Here is a 19,450-nt window from a genome sequence, read left to right as displayed (position 1 = left end):
ACATTATGACCTGAGAGGAATTGATGATGGAGGACTACAACTTTTCCAACGACTTTTACCGAAATATCGACGCGATGATCTATACCTGTGGTTATGAAGACTGTGCACCCGGGCACAGCTATGGGCCGATCCTGCGCAACGGCTACCTGATCCACTATGTACTGGACGGTTCAGGCATCTATAAGGCAAGAGGAAAGCTCTTCCGGCTCGGTAAGGGGGACGCCTTTCTGATCTGCCCCGGCGAACTGATCTATTATGAAGCTGACGCTCACTGCCCCTGGAGCTATACCTGGATCGGTATGCAGGGCATTAAAGTAAAAGGCTATCTGGAGCGCACTTCCCTGATCAATGAACTGGTTGTCCACTACGGACAGGATGACCAGATGCGGCTTTGCTATGAGAAGATGTTTGAAGCTGACCGGCTCCCGCAAAACCGTGATCTGATAATGAACAGCATTATGTATGAATATCTCTTCCTGCTGGCGCGCAAGTTTCCAGGCAGCCGCTATCCTGCTCAGGAAAAAAAGTCCGATCACGTGGAAGAAGCGCTGAACTATATCGAAAGCTGTTATTGTGATCCAATCACCGTTCAGGACATCGCCGACCATTTAAACCTGAACCGCTCCTATCTGCACCGGATCTTTAAATCGCACACCGGATTTTCCATCCAGACGTGGCTGACCGATTACCGGATCCGACAGGCTTGTATCCTTCTGAAAAACACGGACTTATCGGTACGTGCCATCGCCCACTCTGTCAGCTACGCAGACCCTCTGTATTTTTCGAGAATCTTCCGGCAGAAAATGGGCGTCAGTCCTGCCCGTTACCGGGAGCAGAACGTACCGTCCGCCTAATCCAGCAGCATCTCTTCCACTGTCACAAACTCATAGCCCTGGTCCTGCAGCTGATCCACGATCTCCAGGGCGGCAGTGACGCTCGATTTATATTGATCGTGCATGAGGATGATGTCTCCTTCTTTGATCTTGCCCACGGTGTTTCTGACAATGCAGTCCACATCATCCGAGCACCAGTCACGCGGATCGATGGACCACAGAACCGGAAACATATTCAGCTCGTCTTCGTATTTCTTATTCCAGCAGCCGTATGGCGGCCGGATATATTCTGTGTCTTCACCTGTGATCTCTTTGATGACCTCGTTCGTGGATATGATCTCCTCCCGGAACTTCTCGCCGTTGGCAGCCGTCAACTGCACATGATGATAAGTATGATTGCCGATTAAATGCCCTTCCTCCTGCATCCGCTTTACGATCTCCGGATATTTCTCCGCGTTGGCGCCTGTCACAAAGAAAGTGGCTTTTACACCCCGCTCCGCCAGACCGTCCAGCAGCTTTTCCGTATACCGGGGATGAGGCCCGTCGTCAAACGTGAGCGCAATGTGTTTGCCGACATCCTGCTGCCCGCTGCCCTCCTGTTCCTCCACCTGCCCGCTGTCCTCCTGTTCCTGCACCTGCTCGCTGCCTTCCTGTCCCTGCACACTATTTTCCTGTCCCTGCGCGCTGCCTTTCTGCCCCGGAAGAGCCGTCTCACCGACCGGCATGCCCGCTTCTTCCATCCTCATATCAGTGGCAGCGGCAGGCGCCGCGGCCGCTGCGCTCTCCTGTCCATAACCACGTACAAAAAGAAGCAGTCCCAGCGTGAACAGGTCAAGAAGGATCATTCTCACCATCCATTTTTTCACTCTCATGCCAAACTGCCTCTTTCCTGATTTATATCCACATTTATCCTATGCAGAACGCTTGTATGGTGTGCCTTTTTTACTCCTCTCCGAACACTCCTTCAAAATAGGTGTTGTAAACCTGAAAAAAATCTGTCGTCGCTACCTTTTCATCGTGAATCAGCGTCACACGATCCCACGCCTCCTCATTGAGATTGCGCGTCAGAGAATCCGCAAAAGCATCGTATTCCTGGCTGAACACTTCTTTTCTGCGCTGTTCGACAATCTTCACTTTGTTGGCGTCCGTCTCTTCCCGGTTAAATGTGCTGATACATTTGATGATATGGTATCCATATTCGGTCTCTACAATATCGCTGATCTCATCGGTACCAAGGTTAAAGGCAGCTTTCTCAAAATCAGGCTCCATCTCTCCCTTGCCGAACGAATAGACGCTCTTGTTATCCTCATTATATCTCGAAATCAGACTCTCGAACACCTCACCTTCCCGCGCGGCTTCCAGCGCCTGCTGCGCTTTCTCATAAGCCTGCCGCTTCTCTGCCTCGTCGTAGGGTACTTTCTGTCCGCTGCCGTCCAGAGAATAGGTTTTGATCAGAATATGCTCCACAGTGATCGTCCTCGCCTCATCGTCGCTGATCTCCGGATTGATGTCCTTGATAATATAACGGTAAACTTTATCGGCTATGGCATATTCCTCATACATCGCATTGATCGCTTTCTCATCGACCCCCATCGCCTCGATCTCTGTCTCATTGAGGGAAGCGAAGTATTCTGCGCCAGCCTGATCTGCCAGTTCCTTCTCGCTGTCACTGAGCGCGACCGCATACTTTTCTGCCAGCAGATTCATTACTTTGATCTGCGCCAGCTCTGCGAGCACTGTATCTTTTACATTCTGTTCAAGCGTCCTGCCCCGCAGACTTTTCTCCCAGATCTGCGGTCCGTATATGCTTTCATACCGGTTTTGTGTGTTTGTCAGATAGACCATCACTTCCGGCAGACTGCAGGAAGCGCTCTCCACGCGGAAGATTTCATCTTTGTCAAATCCGGTCGTCAGCACTACCTTTGTCGTCTCTTCGTCCTCCCCGCAGCCGGTCAGGAAAAACAGAAAGCAGAGCATAAGACAAAGCAGCTTTCCCGCCTTTTTTTTCATAACATCACTCCATGCACTTCAATATACTTCTCGCCACGCTGATCCCATTGGCGGAAGCCTGCTGCAATCCCCGGGTAACGCCGGCGCCGTCCCCAATGGCACGCAATCCCCGGATACTTGTCTGGAAATCTCTGTCCACGATTACTTTATTGGAATAGAACTTCACTTCCACACCATACAGCAGCGTCTCCTCCGAGGCAATCCCCGGCGTCACCTTGTCCAGCGCCACAAGCATCTCCTCAATATCAACCATGATCCTGTGCGGAAATACGAGCGACAGATCGCCTGGTACCGCGTCTTTGAGCGTCGGAATCAGGTTATTCCGGCAGAGCCGTTCCTCCGTCGTCCGCCGTCCCCGGCGGAAATCACCAAATGTCTGTACCAGAATCTTGCCTCCACAGAGCATATTGGACAGCTCCGCAATTTTCCTGCCGTATTCGATCGGTGTCTTGAACGGCTTGGTAAAGTTTTTGGATACCAGTATGGCAAAATTAGTGTTGTCTGTTTTGTATTCCTGAGATTTGTAGGCATGACCGTTGACAACGGCAAGCCCGCCTTCATAATATTCTGTCGCCACCTCCCCGGAAGGATTGGTGCAGAAAGTTCTTACTTTATCGTCAAACGTAGGCGTATGACAGATGAGCTTCGCCTCATACAGATTTTCGTTGAGAATCTGCATCACTTCGTCCCGCACTTCCACGCGCACGCCCACATCTACGGTCCCCGGCGTCGTCTCTATGCCGATCTCCTCGCATTTGTCCTTAAACCAGTCGGCGCCTTCCCGTCCCACCGCTGATACGATCTCGTCCGCACAGAGGATTTCTCCCTGTCCGGTCCTGACACCGACCGCCCGGCCGTCTTCCACAATAATATCTGTGACCATCGTGTTGAAACGCAGCTCCACGCCCTGTTCCTGTAAGGCCTGCTGGAGCTTGGCATATATTTTGTACCCTTCTTCCGTACCCAGATGCCGGATCGGGCATTCCACCAGTTTCAGATTGGCATTGATCGCCTTACGCCGTATCTCCCGGATCTCCGCCTCTTTATTGACACCGTACACATTTTTATCCGCGCCAAATTTCAGATAAATGTCATCCGACTCCCGGATCAGTTTTACCGTCTCGTCGTAGCCGAGAATCTCCGGCAGATTTCCGCCCACATCCGGCGATAAGGAAAGTTTTCCGTCCGAAAACGCGCCCGCACCGGCAAAACCGGTCGTGATGGAGCAGGGCTTACAGCCGACACACTGTTTTGTTTTTCGCTTCGGACATTCCCTTTTCTCAATGGAACGTCCTTTTTCCACCATGATGACTTTCAGTCCGGGCCTTTGTCTCATCAGCTCATAGGCACAGAAGATACCACCCGGTCCCGCTCCGATTATAATCACATCTGCTTGTTTTTCCATTCCCTGTCCCTCCGTCTCTTTGTCACTATATCAGTTTTCTCCCGTCTCTGTCAAACCATTCCTCGCCGTTTGTCAGCAGATAATCTTCCCGGTTTTTCACTGCCTGCACAAAGTCCTGCGCGTCCTTCAGTTTCCTTCTGAACGCCATCCCGCCGCCAAGCAGCGCTGTCCTGTGAATATCTGAGCCCGCCGTCATCGGCAGATCATGTTCCCGGGCATAGACGATCGCCTCTTCGTCAAATGTTCTGTCGTTATGTTCCAGGCTGCGGCTGTTGCTGTGTGTAGCGTTAAGTCCCTCCACACCGTCCACCGCTTCCGGAAACAGCCTGACCTGCGGAATATAATATTCTTTCCGGAAAGGATGTGCATGAATGACAAGTCCGCCGCCTTCATGCACAAGCGCATATTGTTCTTCCACGGAAGCCGTCCAAAGCTGCGGATGAGCGAGCATCCACTCCGGAGACAACCCATAGATCAGAAATTCCGTGCCGCGATAACCTGCTTCCCAGCCGAAGAAAACATCCAGCCCGATCTGCTCTCCCATACGTCTGGCGGCTTCATAGCCTTTTACGAACTGTCCGATAAAATCCTCCCATGGAAGCCTTCTGCTGACCGCCGTATTGCCGCCCCAGTTATGGTCCGTGATAAAAATGCCCGTATATCCGGCCGCCTTACAGGCTTTTACCATATCTGCGCCTCCTGCTTTGGCACAGGCGCTCGCCTCCCGCGTGTGTAAATGTGTTTCATACAAATACGGATATTCTCTCCGAAAATCCTTCATGTCCATTCTGCCTCTTCTCCGTCTAAGATCCGTTTCAGATAGTTTTTAAGTATCGCCACTGCCACTGTATTTTTCCCGCCCCTGGGAATAATCAGGTCTGCATATTTTTTGGATGGTTCTACAAACTGTTCGTGCATCGGTTTCACGGTCGTGCGGTACTGCCGGAGAACGGATTCCACACTGCGGCCCCGCTCCGCCATATCCCGTGTAATCCTGCGCATCAGCCGTTCGTCTGCGTCCGTATCCACAAAGATCCGCAGATCCATCAGATTTCTCAATGCCTCCGACTCCAGAATCAGAATCCCTTCCAGCATCAGTATTTTTTTCGGCCGTACTGTCACCGTCTCTTCGGAGCGGTTATGCACACTGTAATCATAGACCGGCCGCTGGATCGTCCTTCCTTCTTTGAGTGCGATCACATCCGCCACCATCCGCTCCGTGTCGAAAGACTGAGGATGATCGTAATTGAGCTTTTCCCGCTCTGCAAACGGCATGTCATCATGCGCCTTGTAATAACAGTCATGCCCGATCAGCTCTATGCCCTCGCCAAAATAATCTTTGATGATCTTCACAATCGTCGTCTTACCGGAAGCCGTTCCTCCTGCCACCCCAATCACATACGTTCTGCCCATCCCATTTTCCTCTCTTGTCTTTGCTATTGGCTACTTCCCCATACAAATATTAATTCTACAACAAAAAAGGAACGTTTGGCAAGTGACTAAGCAGCTTCCATGACGTCCCTTTTTCACACGGCGCTCCTCCGCGCCGGTTTTATTTAATTTCCATGGACAGTACGTCCCGGTCAGCCTTTCAGATCTCCTGAATCCATCCCTGAGGCGCCTCGATGCGTCCCATCTGTATTCCGGTCAGAGTCTCGTACAGCTTCTTCGTAACAGGGCCCATATCTGACATGCCGCTTGGCAGACAGATCTCCGTGCCATGGTCTGCGATTTTGCCAACAGGAGAGATGACTGCCGCCGTACCGCATAAGCCGCACTCCGCAAAATCTTTCAGTTCTTCCCTGTGCACTTCCCTCTCTTCGGTTTCCAGACCCAGATATTCTTTCGCCACATACATGAGAGAACGTCTTGTGATGGACGGCAGGATGCTGGAAGACTTCGGCGTCACCACCTTATTGTCCTTCGTGACAAAGATAAAGTTGGCTCCCCCGGTCTCCTCCACCTTCGTACGGGTAGCGGCGTCCAGATACATATTCTCATCATAACCCTGTTTGTGTGCATCCACGATGGCATGAAGGCTCATCGCATAGTTCAGTCCGGCTTTGATATGGCCCGTACCGTTCGGCGCTGCCCGGTCAAAATCTGTGACTCTGATCGTCAGCGGTTTTACGCCGCCCTTGAAATACGGTCCGACCGGTGTCGCGAACACACGGAACTGAAATTCGCTGGCGGGACTTACACCGATAACCGGCCCGCTGGCATACATAAACGGACGGACATACAATGTTGCACCGCTGCCGTAAGGCGGCACCCAGGCTTCGTTTGCCCTGACTGTCCTGATGACCGCCTCCACAAACTTTTCCTTCGGATAGACCGGCATCTCCAGTCTGCGGCAGGAATCTTCCATCCGCTGTCCGTTGAGGTCAGGCCGGAATGTAACGATACGCCCGTCCTCTGTCGTATAGGCTTTCAGGCCTTCAAAACATGACTGCGAATACTGCAATACCCCTGCACATTCGCTCATCACTACATTGCCATCCGCAGTCAGTCCGCCCTCATCCCACGCACCGTTCGTATAATTCGCTACAAAACGCTGGTCCGTCTGCACATAAGTAAATCCCAGACTGCTCCAGTCGATATGCTTCTTTTCCATTTCCTGACTCCTCCCTTTCCACTCGTAAGCCGTCGGCACACCTGCCAACATCACCTCTATTATGATACGTTACCTCGGAAAAGTCAATGATAACCGTGCCGCTGTTGAGGACAAACGCAGAAAGGAACATTCCGTGAACTGTCTTATTCAGGCATCTTTCCGTTCCCGGCAATCACATCCCGGTACCAGTAAAAACTGTCCTTTGGCATCCTCCGATACGTTCCGTTCCCGGAATCATCCTTATCCACATAGATAAAACCATACCGCTTGCGCATCTCCCCTGTCCCGAAGGAAACGGGGTCGATGCAGCCCCAGACTGTGTAGCCCAGGAGATCCACACCGTCCTCATCGACAGCTTTCACCACTTCCCGGATATGATTGCCCAGATATTCGATCCGGTTCTGATCGTGAATCTGTCCGTCTTCCAGTTTATCCTCATATCCAAATCCATTTTCCACAATAAACAGCGGAAGCTGGTATCTGTCATAATACTGGTTAAGTACATAGCGAAGCCCTTTGGGATCGATCGTCCATCCCCATGGAGTCATTTCCAGATAAGGGTTTTCCACCGCATCCGGACTGGTCGCCAGATCATCCCCCAGCTTTTCCACTGCGGGGTCCGCACTCATCACACTGCTGAGATAATAGCTGAAACCAATATAATCCACACAGCCTTTTTCCATGACAGCCAGATCCTCCGGCGTTATATCAAAGGTATATCCCCGCCGCTCCCAGTCCTTTTTGACATAGGACGGATAACGGCCTCTGGCATGAACATCCACAAAGAAAAGATTCTTCCGGTCTTCCTCCATCGCCAGAAGTACATCGTCCGGATGACATGTGCGCGGATAGACAGGCGTCGCCGCAACCATACAGCCAATCTTAAAGTCCGGATTCAGCTCATGTCCCAGCTTCACCGTCATGGCACTGGCCACAAACTCATAATGCGCCGCCTGATAGACTGTCCGCAACCGGTCTTCTCCTTCCTCAAACAAGATCCCTGAGTTGGTAAAGGCATAGATGCCATTGGAAAGAATCATCTGGTTATTTATTTCATTAAACGTCATCCAGTACTTTACTTTATCCCGGTACCGCTTCATCACCGTCTCTGCAAAACGGACGAAAAACGTAATCATCTCCCGGCTGCGCCAGCCGCCGTACTTTTTCACAAGACCATAGGGCAGTTCAAAATGGGAAAGGGTTACGACCGGCTCGATATTGTGCCTGTGAAGCTCATCAAAAAGGCGGTCATAAAACTGAAGCCCTTCCTCATTAGGCTGTTCCTCATCCCCGTTTGGAAAAATCCTGCTCCAGGCAATGCTCGTACGAAAACACTTAAAACCCATCTCCGCAAACAAGGCAATGTCCTCTTGATAAAAATCATAAAACCGGATCCCCTCATGGTTCGGATAATACTTCCCCTCCACAATGCCGTCGGTAATCTCTCTCGCCTTCGTGCGGCTTCCTGCCGTCATCACATCCGCAATGCTTAATCCCTTATTTCCTGCCTGATAGGCGCCTTCTACCTGATGGGCGGCTACCGCGCCGCCCCAGAGAAAATCCTCTCTCATGATACTCTCCTTTCCTTATTATTGCACACGCTTTCTGTGCATACTGGTATACCCTTGTGGTATTTCCTAATTATCGCACACGCTTTCTGTGCATATAGGTATACCCTCTACTAGCCAATCACCTGATATACCGCTTCGCCTGCCTCAACCTGCTTCTTACTGAGCGTTTTTATCTCCTGATAATCATCCCCATTGGTCACCAGCACCGGAGAAATCAGAGAATACCCCTTCTTTGCAATAAAGTCCATATCAAATTTCAGCAGAGTCTGCCCCTCCGTAACGTTGTCACCCTGTTCCACAAGCGTCTCAAAGCCCGCTCCGTCCAGCATGACCGTGTTCAGTCCGATGTGGATCAGCCGCTCCGTTCCGTCCTCCGCTGCAATACCGATGGCATGTTTAGAAGGAAAGAGCACGGAAATCACGCCATTACACGGAGCCTTTACTTCGCCCACGGAAGGCTTTATGGCAATGCCCTGTCCGGCAACGCCGCTCGCAAACACCTCATCCGGCACATCTTTCAGCGCAACAACCTCTCCAGACAGAGGAGAACGAACCTCGATCACCTGACCTTCCCCGGAGGCTCCGCCTGTCTTCCCGGTCTCTTTTGACGCTGCCGGCTTCTCAGGCTCCGTTTTTCTGTTCTCCGGCACAAAGTCTGCCTTGTCATCTTCTGTGATTCCCCAGAAATAAGTCAGTACCAGTCCGGCCGCAAGCGCCGCCGTAATTCCCAACAGGTAACCGAAAAAAGGAGAATACGTACGCATGGCAAGAGAGAAAATATTGTGGAACACATAAGCGTCGCAGGTGACGTGAAATGCACCGTTAATAGCGCCGCCCACTCCGCCGGCAATGGCTACCACCGCCATCAGCCTCTTATAATTCATAACAATACCATAAAGGATAGGCTCTGTCACACCGGCACAGATTCCGGTAATGATCGTAGGCCCTGCTACCTCGCGAATCCTCGAATGCTTCTTTCCTTTCAGATAAACGCCGATTGCAATACCAATCTGCGCAAATACGGCACAGACAGCCGCACCTTCCAGCACGTCGCCGCCGAACAGTTCCAGATTCTGCAACGTTACCGGAGTAAAGCCCCAGTGCAGTCCCAACATCGTGAGGAAAGGATAAGCCGCGCCCAGAAAAAGACCGGCGATCAGGCTGTTAAAGTTGAACAATGCCACAATCACATCCGATACCGCATTGCCTACCGTCGTTCCGAACGGTCCAAAGAGAATGACCGTAAAGGGCACCATCACCATCACGGAAATCATCGGGACGAGGAATAGCTGCAGCTCCTGCTTAATGATCTTCTTCAATCCCTTTTCCAGCAGACTGTATACAATCACTGCGATAAAGATCGGGAAAATCGTAGCCGCATAATCGATGGGCGTTACGGGAATCCCGAGAAAATTTACCCCTTCCGCGCTCAAAAGTCCTGTGAAATTCGGTTCCAGCAAAGCTGCTCCAATCGTACCGCCCACATAGGGATTGGCGCCGAACTGCTTCGACAAAGTAATTCCAAGGAATATCGGCAGGAAATAGAACACCGCATTGCCCGCTGCCGAGAGTATCAGATAAGTAGGATCTTCATACCCCATAATTCCAAATTCGATAAACAGTGTCAGCAGAGCCTTCACCATACCTGCTCCTGCCAGCGCCGGAATCAGCGGGGAAAAGGCGCCGGAAATCACCTTCATCACCCGGCCCATAAGATTTTGATTCTTGCCGTCCTTCTTCTGGGAACTGCCGCCCCCGCCGCCGATTTTGGCAACAGACAAAATTGCTTCATAGTAATCGTGAACTGCCGGACCGATCACCACCTGATACTGTCCGCCGCTGATCACGACCTGCAGCACATAAGAGAGCTTATTTAATGCCTCTTTATCTGCCTTTCCTTCATCCTTCAGCTCAAAACGCAGTCTTGTGGCACAATGTACCAGACTGATAATATTCTCTTCACCGCCCACTAAGGCTGTGATCTGTTTTGCTTCCTCCAAATATTTCATTTCGCACTCTCCTTTCCATGTACATTCATCCGATTCAAATGAAGCGTCAGATAAAGCTCTTCACCCTCACTGACCTCCCATCCATACGTCTGATGTAAAAACCGGGAAATTTTTTTCGCACATTTGTGATCCTCCGGGCATTTCTGCGCAATCACCGCCGCAATAGACTCGTCAATCTCAAGCCGTTCCCCTTCTATCTGCCGTTTCACAAAATAGCGCACATGTGCAACAAACCGATTCACATCAAAATTATCCTCCCGAAACTCCCGTCCGTAATGCAGCTTACTGATATTCAAAATATTTTGAATGATCTTCGTGTACATCATCGTCTCTTCCATGCCGCTCGCACTGGAATTGGCATGGATAAAATGAAGAACAAGAAAAGCTGCCTCCTGTTCCGGAATCTCATACCCGGTCCTGTGGCTTAAATCTGCCACGACCTCTCTTGCAAACTGATATTCCTTAGGATAGATCAGCTTAATATCCCACTCCAGAGGCGTTCCAAAGTAAATCCCCTTCTTCATTCGTTCCAGCAGCATTCCCAAGTGATCTGATAATGTAAGCAAAATACTGTCATTACAGCGGTATCCAAGCCTCTCCTCTCCCTTATGGATAATAGCGCTGGCCAGTTCGATATCATCCACCGTGATACGTTTCAGGAGGCTTTCAAAATCCTTCTTCCCGCCGTCTCCGTCCAGTACAAAATGCTTTTCGATCAGGTATTCCCGAATGCGGGAACCGGGCCTTGCGTTAAAGGCAACGCCCTTTCCCATGACAACCGCCTCCTGTCCATTCCTGTCCTTTACCAATGCTACATTGTTGTTCAATGCTTTTATCAGCTTCACGGCTGTCTCCTTTCGTTCCTTCCCTGGACCTTCCCTGCAAAAAGTAATTTTGCAAAGCAAAAAGGCATGACCAATAAATGTACTTTGTACATTCTTCCAGTCATGCCTGCATTACCAGTAACACTCTGAGGATATTTTAACTAAACCCCTCCGGGTTGTCAAGTGTTATTTCGTGCTTTTATACTGTAAAATCCCTCTACGTTATCTGTTATAAGTATCCTTGATCGCAACGATCCTTTTATACTTTTCCGCTGCCTGCTCTCACAACAGCCCGAAATAAAGATCACCGGGCTTCAGATCAGGTTCCGTATCCCTTCGCATATCCTGCGCGCAACCGCCGGATTGTTCATCGTATACAGATGCACACCATCCACGCCGCTTGTCAGCAAGTCTACGATCTGATTGATGGCATATGCCATACCCGCATCAAACAGCGCTTCTTTATTGTCCTCGAACCGCTCCATGATCCGTCTGTATTTTTCCGGCAGACTTGCCCCGCACAGACTGACCATACGCTCAATCTGTGCCTTATTCGTCACAGGCATAATCCCCGCCTCAATCGGCGCCTGAATGCCTGCGATCGCCACATCTTCCAGAAAGCGATAATATTTATCATTGTCGAAAAAGAGCTGGGAAATCAGATGCGTAGCCCCGCTTTCCACCTTCTCGCGCAGATGCTGCAGATCCGCCGCCCGGCTCCCGGCCTCCTGATGCGTCTCCGGATAGCAGGCCGCACAGATATGGAAATCATCCCCCTGTTCCCGGATAAAGCGGATCAGATCATTGGCATATAAAAATTCTTTTTTAGGCTCAATATCCGCACTGCGGTCCCCGCGGAGGGCGAGCAGATTATAAATCCCTGCCTCCCGCAGCTCATCCAGCATTCCCTTGATCTCTTCTTTTGTATAGTTGAGACAGGTCAGGTGTACGACAGGTTCCACGTGATAGACTTCCTTGATTTTTTTCGCCAGCCCGATCGTCTTATTGTTCACCGCACTGCCGCCCGCTCCGAAGGTAATGCTGATAAAATCCGGATGAAGGCTGCTGAGAATTTCCAGCGTCTCGTCAATATTTTTCAGCGCCGTTCCTTTCTTGGGCGGAAATATCTCAAAGGAGAGCACCTGCCTGTTTTTTTCTTCAAATAGTCTGTCCAACTTCATATTGTTATCGTCCTTTCTCAGATCCTGTACCTCTATTTTTCGAATTTCCCAAAATCCTCTGTCACTGCATCGGTGTCCCAACCTCGATCAGGTTGCCGTCCGGATCATAAAACCGGAGCACTTTCTGGCCCCAGGAATGCTCCGTCAATCTGTTGACATATGTGACCGGCAACTCATAAGCATCCAGTTTTTCGGCAAATTCTTCGATTTCTTTCTCCTCAAAATACAATTCGCTGGCATTGTTTCTGAATTTGATGTCCGCTTCAAGAAAGGACTCCCAGATACGCTTATCCTGAAGTACCAGTCCTTCCGTTAAAATGACATTGCCGCCATGATCCAGCACAACATCCAGGCCGAATAACTCTTTATAAAATTTCCTGGACCGCTCAATGTCCTCCGTGACGATCAGTACGTTTTTCAGCTTCATCTGTCAACCCCTCAAATCATATTTATTTAAAGTAATGGTACCGGTTTCGCCGGTAGTTTTCATTTCTTCATGCTTTGTCTCACGTCTTGATCAGATCCATCTCCTTGAGCAGACTGACGCAGTCTTTGATTCCCTGCATATATGCGAGCTCACTATAGCGATAATTACACATATTATTTGCAGCCAGAAGCCTGTCAACTGCCAGACGCTGTTCTCTGGTCAGTCTGCACCTACGCACTTGCTCCACTAGCTCTTCCACCGTCTGGTCTCTTTTTATATATTCTTTTTCTTCTGATACGATCTGATCAAACCGCTCAGCAGTCATCAGCTTTGCAAAAATTTCCAACATATTATCTTTCACAGGCTTCTCTCTTTTATGTGTTTGTTTTTGGTTACTTTTCCATTCCATTTGGAAAGGACTGTGCCCCAAAAGACCACAGTCCACCTACACTGCGATCATCACAACTGGGAAATGACAAATATGTCATAAATAGCCTTGATCGCCGCCTCAAAATCACTGTCACTGACACCGATAATAATATTTAACTCACTGGAACCCTGATCGATCATCTTTACATTGACATTGGCATGAGCCAGCGCAGAGAATATTCTTCCCGCGGTCCCTCTCGTCGCGCGCATTCCCCGGCCCACGACTGCAACCAGCGCCAGATCCGATTCAATATCGATGGAATCCGGACGAGTCAGGCGGTGCAGCCCCGCCACTACTTTCTGCTCCTTATCGATAAACTCATCCTGATGGACGAAGACTGTCAAAGTATCAATACCGGAAGGCATATGTTCAAAGGAAATACCGTTTTCCTCAAACACCTGAAGCACCTTTCTGCCGAATCCGACTTCCGAATTCATCATATCTTTCTCAATATTGATCGAACAAAATCCCCGTTTCCCGGCAATTCCCGTAATTGTATATTTTGATTTCTGACAGGTACTCTCCACAATCCATGTCCCTTTGTCTTCCGGCGAATTGGTGTTGCGGATATTGATGGGAATCCCTTCCTTGCGCACGGGGAAGATCGCATCCTCATGAAGTACAGTGGCTCCCATATAGGAGAGCTCGCGCAGTTCCCTGTAGGTGATCGTCTCGATCCCTTCCGGTCTGTCGATAATGCGGGGATCGGCGACGAGAAACCCTGATACGTCCGTCCAGTTCTCATACACATCGGCATGAACGGCTTTCGCCACGATAGAACCCGTCACGTCCGAGCCGCCTCTGGAAAATGTCTTTACCGTGCCATCCTTTTTCGCTCCGTAGAAGCCTGGAATCACGGCTGCATCCAGCGAGGCCAGCCGTTCTCTGAGCAATTTATCCGTCTCATCACTCAAAAAGAGGCCATCTTCATCAAACCGGATCACTTCCGCAGCGTCGATAAACGGAAATCCCAGATACTGCGCCATAATAATACCGTTCAGATATTCGCCCCGGGAAGCGGCATAATCTCTCCCTGCTTTGTCTTTAAACTGTGCGGAGATCTCTGCAAACTCTTTATCGAGAGACAACACCATATCCAGCCCGGTAATGATCTCCTCGTAGCGCAGACGAATCTGCTTGAGCTGCTTCTCAAAATTTTTGTCCTGCTCCGCCAGATCATAACACTCATACAGCATATCCGTTACTTTTGTGTCATGCAGATGCCGTTTCCCCGGTGCGGACGGTATGACATACCTTCTCTCTTCATCCGCACGGATGATTTCAGCCACTTTTTTAAACTGCCTGGCACTGGCAAGCGAACTGCCGCCGAATTTCACTACTTTTTCCATAATACCGTATTCTCCTCATAACTCTCTCTGTTTTACTCCTGGAACAGTCTGCGGATCAGCTCATGTCCCTTCGCGATACGGATGCCTGTAGCGGCCGCCGCATCTTCCTGATAGACACAGTCGTTTTCCTGTGGGCAGGTACTGTCATACAGAAGATAGGGCACATCATCGGACGTATGAGTCCTCAAACTGACCGGCGTCGGATGATCAGGAAGAACGAGCAGTCGGTAATCTTCACCTGCAGCCTCCAGCCCCTCTGTCAATACACGTATGACACGAGTGTCAATATTTTCAATGGCCTGTACCTTTCTCTCCGCACTTCCCTGATGCCCCATTTCGTCCGGCGCTTCCACATGAATATAGACAAAATCATAACCATCCTCTGTCAGCGCTTTCACAGCCGCCTCTGCCTTGCCCTCATAATTGGTATGCAGTCCGCCGTTCGCTCCCTTTACTTCGATATTATCCATACCGGCGCCTACGGCAATTCCTTTGAGCAGATCGACCGCTGAGATCATCGCTCCTTTTTTGTGATGTTCCTGTTCGAAATCGGAGAGAAGCGGTTTCGTCCCCGCGCCCCAGAACCAGCAACAGTTGGCCGGACGCAGTCCCTTCTTTCTCCGCTCCGCATTCAGCGGATGAGACACCAGAATCTCAAAACTTTTCTTCATCATCTCACAGAGCGCCCTGTCGGCAGGAAGATAAGGACCGATCACCCGTTCCAGTATGTCATGGGGCGGTGTCAGCTCCGTCACTTCCCCACGATCCCAGATCAGGCAGTGCCGGTAACTTGTACCGAGATAAAATTTATAAGTGTCACTCTGCAATTCCTTTTTTACGGCTTCCAGAAGGACCGCGCAGTCCTCCGTACTGATCTCGTCGGAGCTGTGGTCGATGATCGTCCGCTCCTCAAAGGGAATCCCTTCCTCCTCGGAGATCGTCACAATATTACAGCGGATGGCAATGTCAGTCTCTTTCATCGGCACACCGATACTCAGCGCCTCCAGCGGTGAACGGCCGGAATAATAGACTTTCGGGTCATAGCCGATCACGGACAGATTCGCCGTGTCCGAACCGGGCTTCATGCCGTCGGGAATTGTATGTACCATACCAATCTCCGATTGTCTGCTCAGTCTGTCCAGATTCTCCGTGGCAGCATACGCGAGCGGCGTCTTGCCGTCCAGCTCTGCGATTGGCTGATCTGCCATGCCGTCTCCCAATACGATCACATATTTCATTTCTCATCCTCCAGACGGATTCTCCCGAGAATCCCTTGTGCCTTTTCTCTGGCTGCCTCAAAATCCGCTTCCCGCATCGGCTCCGTCACAAAGCCGTACTCCTCTGTCTGCCCTTCCAGCGTAACGATCTGCAGCGGCCCGAACAGAGACTGCGCCTGCGCTTCAGCAAGCTGTTTCCGGTCCGCCCGCACAAAAAATCTCCGCACAAAGTCTCCGTAATCCCCGAGCTTCACCGCTTCCTCATCCCACAGGCACATTACCGTCTTGCCCTGATGTCTGGCACAGTCCACCACGTCCGACACGACGGCGCTGGCTGTCGGCAGCTTGCCGGCGCCTCTGCCATAATACATGGAATTGCCCAACATATTACTGTGAAGAAATACCGCATTGTATACATCGTTCACCCCGTGAAGCGGATGCGCCGCCGGGATCATAAAGGGCGCCGTCATCACGAAACAGCCCTCTTTTGTCATCCTGCTGATCGCAAGCAGCTTGATCGTTTTATCCATCGCTTTTGCATACCGGAAATCTTCCGCTGTAATCTTGGTAATTCCTTCCGTATAAATATCTTCATAGTTGACAGTCCTGCCGAGCATCAGGGAAGAAAGGATGGCAATCTTGCGGCAGGCATCATACCCTTCCACATCAGCCTCCGGATTCTTCTCTGCATATCCTTTTTCCTGCGCTTCTTTTAAGACACTGGCAAAGTCAGCCCCTTCCTGCTCCATCTTCGTCAGAATATAATTGGTCGTCCCATTCAAGATACCGGTAATACCGTCGATCTTCTCCGCCGTCAGGGAATAGTTCATCGGCCGGATGATCGGAATCCCACCACCCACACTTGCCTCGAACAGGTAATTGCAGTTGTTCTCTCTCGCCAGACGCAGCAGCTCCGGTCCATGATTCGCCACCAGTTCTTTATTTGAAGTACACACACTTTTTCCTGCCAGCAAAGCCTTTTTGGAAAATGTATAGGCCGGCTCCGTACCGCCCATCGTCTCACAGATCACAGACACCTGCTCATCCGCCAGTATCACTTCAAAGTCATGCACCACTTTGTCTTCATTGGGGTCTCCCGGAAATTCCCGCAGATCGAGAATATATTTGACGGAAATCTCCTCCCCCGCCTTGTTGGTGATCATCTCTCTGTTGTGCTCCAGCACGGCCGCTACACCGCTGCCTACCGTACCATACCCTAAAATCGCCGCATAAACCATTGTCTTCTACTCCTTAGCAAGTATTTTTACATAGTGGACACCTTTCTGGGTCTCCATCTTTTCAATCATCTTTGATACGTCCTGTGTCGTCGGCAATACCTGTACGCTGATACTCAGAGATGCTACACCGTTGATCGGAATGCTCTGATGAATTGTCAGAATATTGGCCTGAAACTGTGCCACGATCTTCAACACATCGGACAGCAGCCCCGGTTCATCATCCATCTGCAGCGTAAACGTGACTGTCCGCCCCTGTGAGCTGTCATGAAACGGAAAAATATCCTCTTTATATTTATAAAAGGAACTCCTGCTGATACCCACCGCTTCCGCTGCCTCCTGCACCGTCATCGCCTTCTCGCAGTCCAGCAGTCTCTTTGCCTCCACCACTTTGAGCAGGACTTCGGGAACCGCTTTCTGCTTCAGTACAAAATATTTGCCTTCGTCCTTCATTTCGTATCTCCTTTACTGTCCGTTATACATGGACAGTTGTTTGTCAACGAAAGATATTTTATCATAGAAAATCGGGGAAGACAAGTGAAATTTTTTGGGATATGGTGTATACTATAAATAATATGTTTTCAAATCCAAAAAAAGGCAGGATACAAACATGAATGATGCCTTAACGATGTCGGTATCACAGATATTTCAAAAAGACGGAAAAAAATATGCCTTTGTCTCTTTTTCCGATGGGACAAGAAACGCCGAGGGGAAAATACCCGATTGTGTTATTACGACAGGCAGCGGATTCTCCCAGGCAGAGCTTGTCCAACTGGAAGATTACATGAAGCGTGAACTGCCTGGATTAAAAAAGATGGCTTCCAGAGTCAACGCCATGAAAGCATTTATGGATGCGTAAGTCTAAAATGAAGGCAAGGCGTCAACCGAATCTCAAAGTAAAGAAAGGAACCGGTATGCTGAAAAATAAGACAGCCGTTGTCACAGGCGGCACGCGGGGAATCGGACTCGCGATTGTAAAAAAGTATCTGGAAAACGGTGCCAACGTAGCCTTTACGGGCTCCAGACAGGAGTCGGTGGAAAAGGCGCTGACTGAGCTGACAGAGTATAAGCGGCAGGGACGAGTACTCGGGCTCTGGCCTGACCTCTGTGAGCCTGAGGCTGTGGGCGCGGCTTTCGCCTCAGTGAAGGAACACTTTGGCAGTCTTGACATTCTCGCAAATAACGCTGGAATCTCCTCCCGCACGAGTCTCTATGACTACACGTTGGAGGAATTTTCCCAGATACTGGATCTCAATCTGAAGGCAGTATTTGTCTGTTCCCAGGCTGCCGCAAGACTGATGAGAGATCAGGGCGGCGGCGTAATCATCAATACGAGCTCCATGGTGGGCACCTACGGCCAGCCTTCCGGCTGCGGTTATCCTGCCACCAAATTTGCCGTGAACGGTCTGACAAAGTCTCTGGCCAGGGAACTTGCGCCGAATCATATCCGTGTCAACGCAGTCGCACCCGGGGTGACCAGAACCGATATGGTAGCCGCCCTGCCACAGGAAATGATTGACAGGATCTCTGCCGGTATCCCACTCGGGCGGCCGGGCGAACCTGTGGACATCGCCAACGCCTTTCTGTATCTGGCAAGCGATCTGGCATCTTACGTCACCGGCGAAATTCTGCACGTAGACGGCGCAGCGATGGTTTAAGCAGTGAACGAAAAAAGGAGGATTTTTAATGGATAAAAGTACCATGTACAAACTGACATACGGCCTGTTTGTCCTCACTTCCGCATACGAAGGGAAAGACAATGGCTGCATTATCAATACCGGTAGCCAGGTAACTTCCGAACCAAACCGGATCAGTATTGCCGTAAATAAATCGAATTTCACGGAAAGTCTGATCCAAAAAAGCGGTAAGTTCAATCTTTCCATTCTCAGCGAGGATGCCAGCTTTGAAACGTTCCGGCATTTCGGTTTCCAGTCCGGCCGCGACACCGATAAATTTGCCGGCTATGAAAGCTGCCGCAGAAGCGAGAACGGTCTCTGCTATATTACCGCCGGAACAAACGGTTATATCAGCGCCTCCGTGGAACAGGCCATTGATCTTGGCAGCCACACGCTGTTCATCGCCTCTGTCACCGATATGGAGGTGCTCTCAGAAACGGCTTCGGCAACCTATGCCTATTATCAGTCCTCAATCAAGCCGAAACCGGCACAGAATGCCACCGGAAAGACCGTATGGCGCTGTAAAGTATGCGGCTACACATACGAAGGTGAAGAGCTTCCGGCAGACTTTATCTGTCCGCTCTGCAAACATCCTGCATCTGATTTCGAGAAAGTAGTCGGATAAGGCAACAAGGTTTCAGGAAACGTGTGATAAAATCGGAGGAACAC

The 19,450-nt window shown here is 50.3% G+C and carries 20 protein-coding genes; 4 read left to right on the top strand and 16 right to left on the bottom strand.

Annotation, left to right across the window (positions count from 1 at the left end):
* Positions 1 to 23: 23 nt before the first annotated feature.
* Positions 24 to 854, top strand: a complete 831-nt coding sequence (locus tag V1224_04770; GenBank protein WWR16751.1) for an AraC family transcriptional regulator — start codon at positions 24 to 26, stop codon at positions 852 to 854.
* On the opposite strand, the gene V1224_04765 is transcribed toward V1224_04770, so the two are convergent.
* The 16 genes from V1224_04765 to V1224_04690 form a co-directional block, all read right to left on the bottom strand.
* Positions 851 to 1,705, bottom strand: a complete 855-nt coding sequence (locus V1224_04765) for a polysaccharide deacetylase family protein (GenBank protein ID WWR16750.1) — start codon at positions 1,703 to 1,705, stop codon at positions 851 to 853. The two genes, V1224_04770 and V1224_04765, sit on opposite strands and share 4 nt — an antisense overlap.
* Before the next feature lie 70 nt (positions 1,706 to 1,775).
* Positions 1,776 to 2,843 (bottom strand): peptidylprolyl isomerase, encoded by a 1,068-nt coding sequence (locus V1224_04760; GenBank protein WWR16749.1) that lies wholly within the window; start codon positions 2,841 to 2,843, stop codon positions 1,776 to 1,778.
* 4 nt (positions 2,844 to 2,847) lie between these two features.
* A complete protein-coding gene (locus V1224_04755) occupies positions 2,848 to 4,248 on the bottom strand; it encodes an FAD-dependent oxidoreductase (GenBank protein WWR16748.1) in 1,401 nt (466 codons plus the stop codon).
* Between the two features lie 25 nt (positions 4,249 to 4,273).
* On the bottom strand, positions 4,274 to 5,029 hold the full coding sequence (locus V1224_04750) for a PHP domain-containing protein (GenBank protein ID WWR16747.1): 756 nt from the start codon (positions 5,027 to 5,029) through the stop codon (positions 4,274 to 4,276).
* Positions 5,026 to 5,661: a uridine kinase gene (gene udk / locus V1224_04745; GenBank protein ID WWR16746.1), complete on the bottom strand. Its 636-nt coding sequence runs from the start codon at positions 5,659 to 5,661 to the stop codon at positions 5,026 to 5,028. The genes V1224_04750 and udk overlap by 4 nt, the downstream gene beginning before the upstream one ends.
* A 178-nt stretch (positions 5,662 to 5,839) precedes the next feature.
* Entirely contained in the window at positions 5,840 to 6,913 is a 1,074-nt protein-coding gene (locus V1224_04740) for a branched-chain amino acid aminotransferase (protein WWR17424.1), read from the bottom strand.
* Between the two features lie 92 nt (positions 6,914 to 7,005).
* Positions 7,006 to 8,433: a 6-phospho-beta-glucosidase gene (locus V1224_04735; GenBank protein WWR16745.1), complete on the bottom strand. Its 1,428-nt coding sequence runs from the start codon at positions 8,431 to 8,433 to the stop codon at positions 7,006 to 7,008.
* Positions 8,434 to 8,543: 110 nt separating this feature from the next.
* Positions 8,544 to 10,442, bottom strand: coding sequence for a beta-glucoside-specific PTS transporter subunit IIABC (locus tag V1224_04730; GenBank protein ID WWR16744.1), 1,899 nt, complete (start codon positions 10,440 to 10,442; stop codon positions 8,544 to 8,546).
* Positions 10,439 to 11,287, bottom strand: a complete 849-nt coding sequence (locus tag V1224_04725) for a PRD domain-containing protein (protein ID WWR16743.1) — start codon at positions 11,285 to 11,287, stop codon at positions 10,439 to 10,441. Before V1224_04725 ends, V1224_04730 begins: the two co-directional genes overlap by 4 nt.
* Positions 11,288 to 11,580: 293 nt before the next feature.
* Positions 11,581 to 12,447 carry a methylenetetrahydrofolate reductase [NAD(P)H] gene (gene metF, locus V1224_04720; protein WWR16742.1) on the bottom strand — a complete coding sequence of 289 codons (867 nt, stop codon included), beginning with the start codon at positions 12,445 to 12,447 and terminating at the stop codon, positions 11,581 to 11,583.
* Positions 12,448 to 12,508: 61 nt separating this feature from the next.
* Positions 12,509 to 12,874: a VOC family protein gene (locus V1224_04715; GenBank protein ID WWR16741.1), complete on the bottom strand. Its 366-nt coding sequence runs from the start codon at positions 12,872 to 12,874 to the stop codon at positions 12,509 to 12,511.
* Between the two features lie 79 nt (positions 12,875 to 12,953).
* Positions 12,954 to 13,223, bottom strand: coding sequence for a hypothetical protein (locus tag V1224_04710; GenBank protein WWR16740.1), 270 nt, complete (start codon positions 13,221 to 13,223; stop codon positions 12,954 to 12,956).
* 110 nt (positions 13,224 to 13,333) lie between these two features.
* Entirely contained in the window at positions 13,334 to 14,653 is a 1,320-nt protein-coding gene (locus V1224_04705) for an aspartate kinase (protein ID WWR16739.1), read from the bottom strand.
* 32 nt (positions 14,654 to 14,685) lie between these two features.
* Positions 14,686 to 15,891: a cofactor-independent phosphoglycerate mutase gene (locus V1224_04700; protein ID WWR16738.1), complete on the bottom strand. Its 1,206-nt coding sequence runs from the start codon at positions 15,889 to 15,891 to the stop codon at positions 14,686 to 14,688.
* Complete coding sequence (locus tag V1224_04695) at positions 15,888 to 17,108, bottom strand: homoserine dehydrogenase (GenBank protein ID WWR16737.1); 1,221 nt, start codon at positions 17,106 to 17,108, stop codon at positions 15,888 to 15,890. Before V1224_04695 ends, V1224_04700 begins: the two co-directional genes overlap by 4 nt.
* Positions 17,109 to 17,114: 6 nt before the next feature.
* The gene (locus V1224_04690; GenBank protein WWR16736.1) at positions 17,115 to 17,558 is read right to left on the bottom strand and encodes an ACT domain-containing protein; all 444 of its coding nucleotides are present in this window, start codon (positions 17,556 to 17,558) and stop codon (positions 17,115 to 17,117) included.
* 157 nt (positions 17,559 to 17,715) lie between these two features.
* Between V1224_04690 and V1224_04685 the strand changes: the two genes are divergently transcribed.
* The 3 genes from V1224_04685 to V1224_04675 are packed head-to-tail and all read left to right on the top strand — an operon-like array spanning position 17,716 to position 19,406.
* The gene (locus tag V1224_04685; protein ID WWR16735.1) at positions 17,716 to 17,964 is read left to right on the top strand and encodes a hypothetical protein; all 249 of its coding nucleotides are present in this window, start codon (positions 17,716 to 17,718) and stop codon (positions 17,962 to 17,964) included.
* A gap of 55 nt (positions 17,965 to 18,019) precedes the next feature.
* A complete protein-coding gene (locus V1224_04680) occupies positions 18,020 to 18,763 on the top strand; it encodes a 3-oxoacyl-ACP reductase family protein (GenBank protein ID WWR16734.1) in 744 nt (247 codons plus the stop codon).
* Positions 18,764 to 18,791: 28 nt separating this feature from the next.
* Positions 18,792 to 19,406, top strand: a complete 615-nt coding sequence (locus V1224_04675) for a flavin reductase (protein WWR16733.1) — start codon at positions 18,792 to 18,794, stop codon at positions 19,404 to 19,406.
* Positions 19,407 to 19,450 lie beyond the last annotated feature (44 nt).

This window comes from Lachnospiraceae bacterium JLR.KK008 (assembly GCA_037015955.1).
GTDB lineage: Bacteria > Bacillota > Clostridia > Lachnospirales > Lachnospiraceae > VSOB01.
Note: the sequence above shows the minus strand (reverse complement) of the source record. Positions and strands in the feature narration are given on the sequence as shown.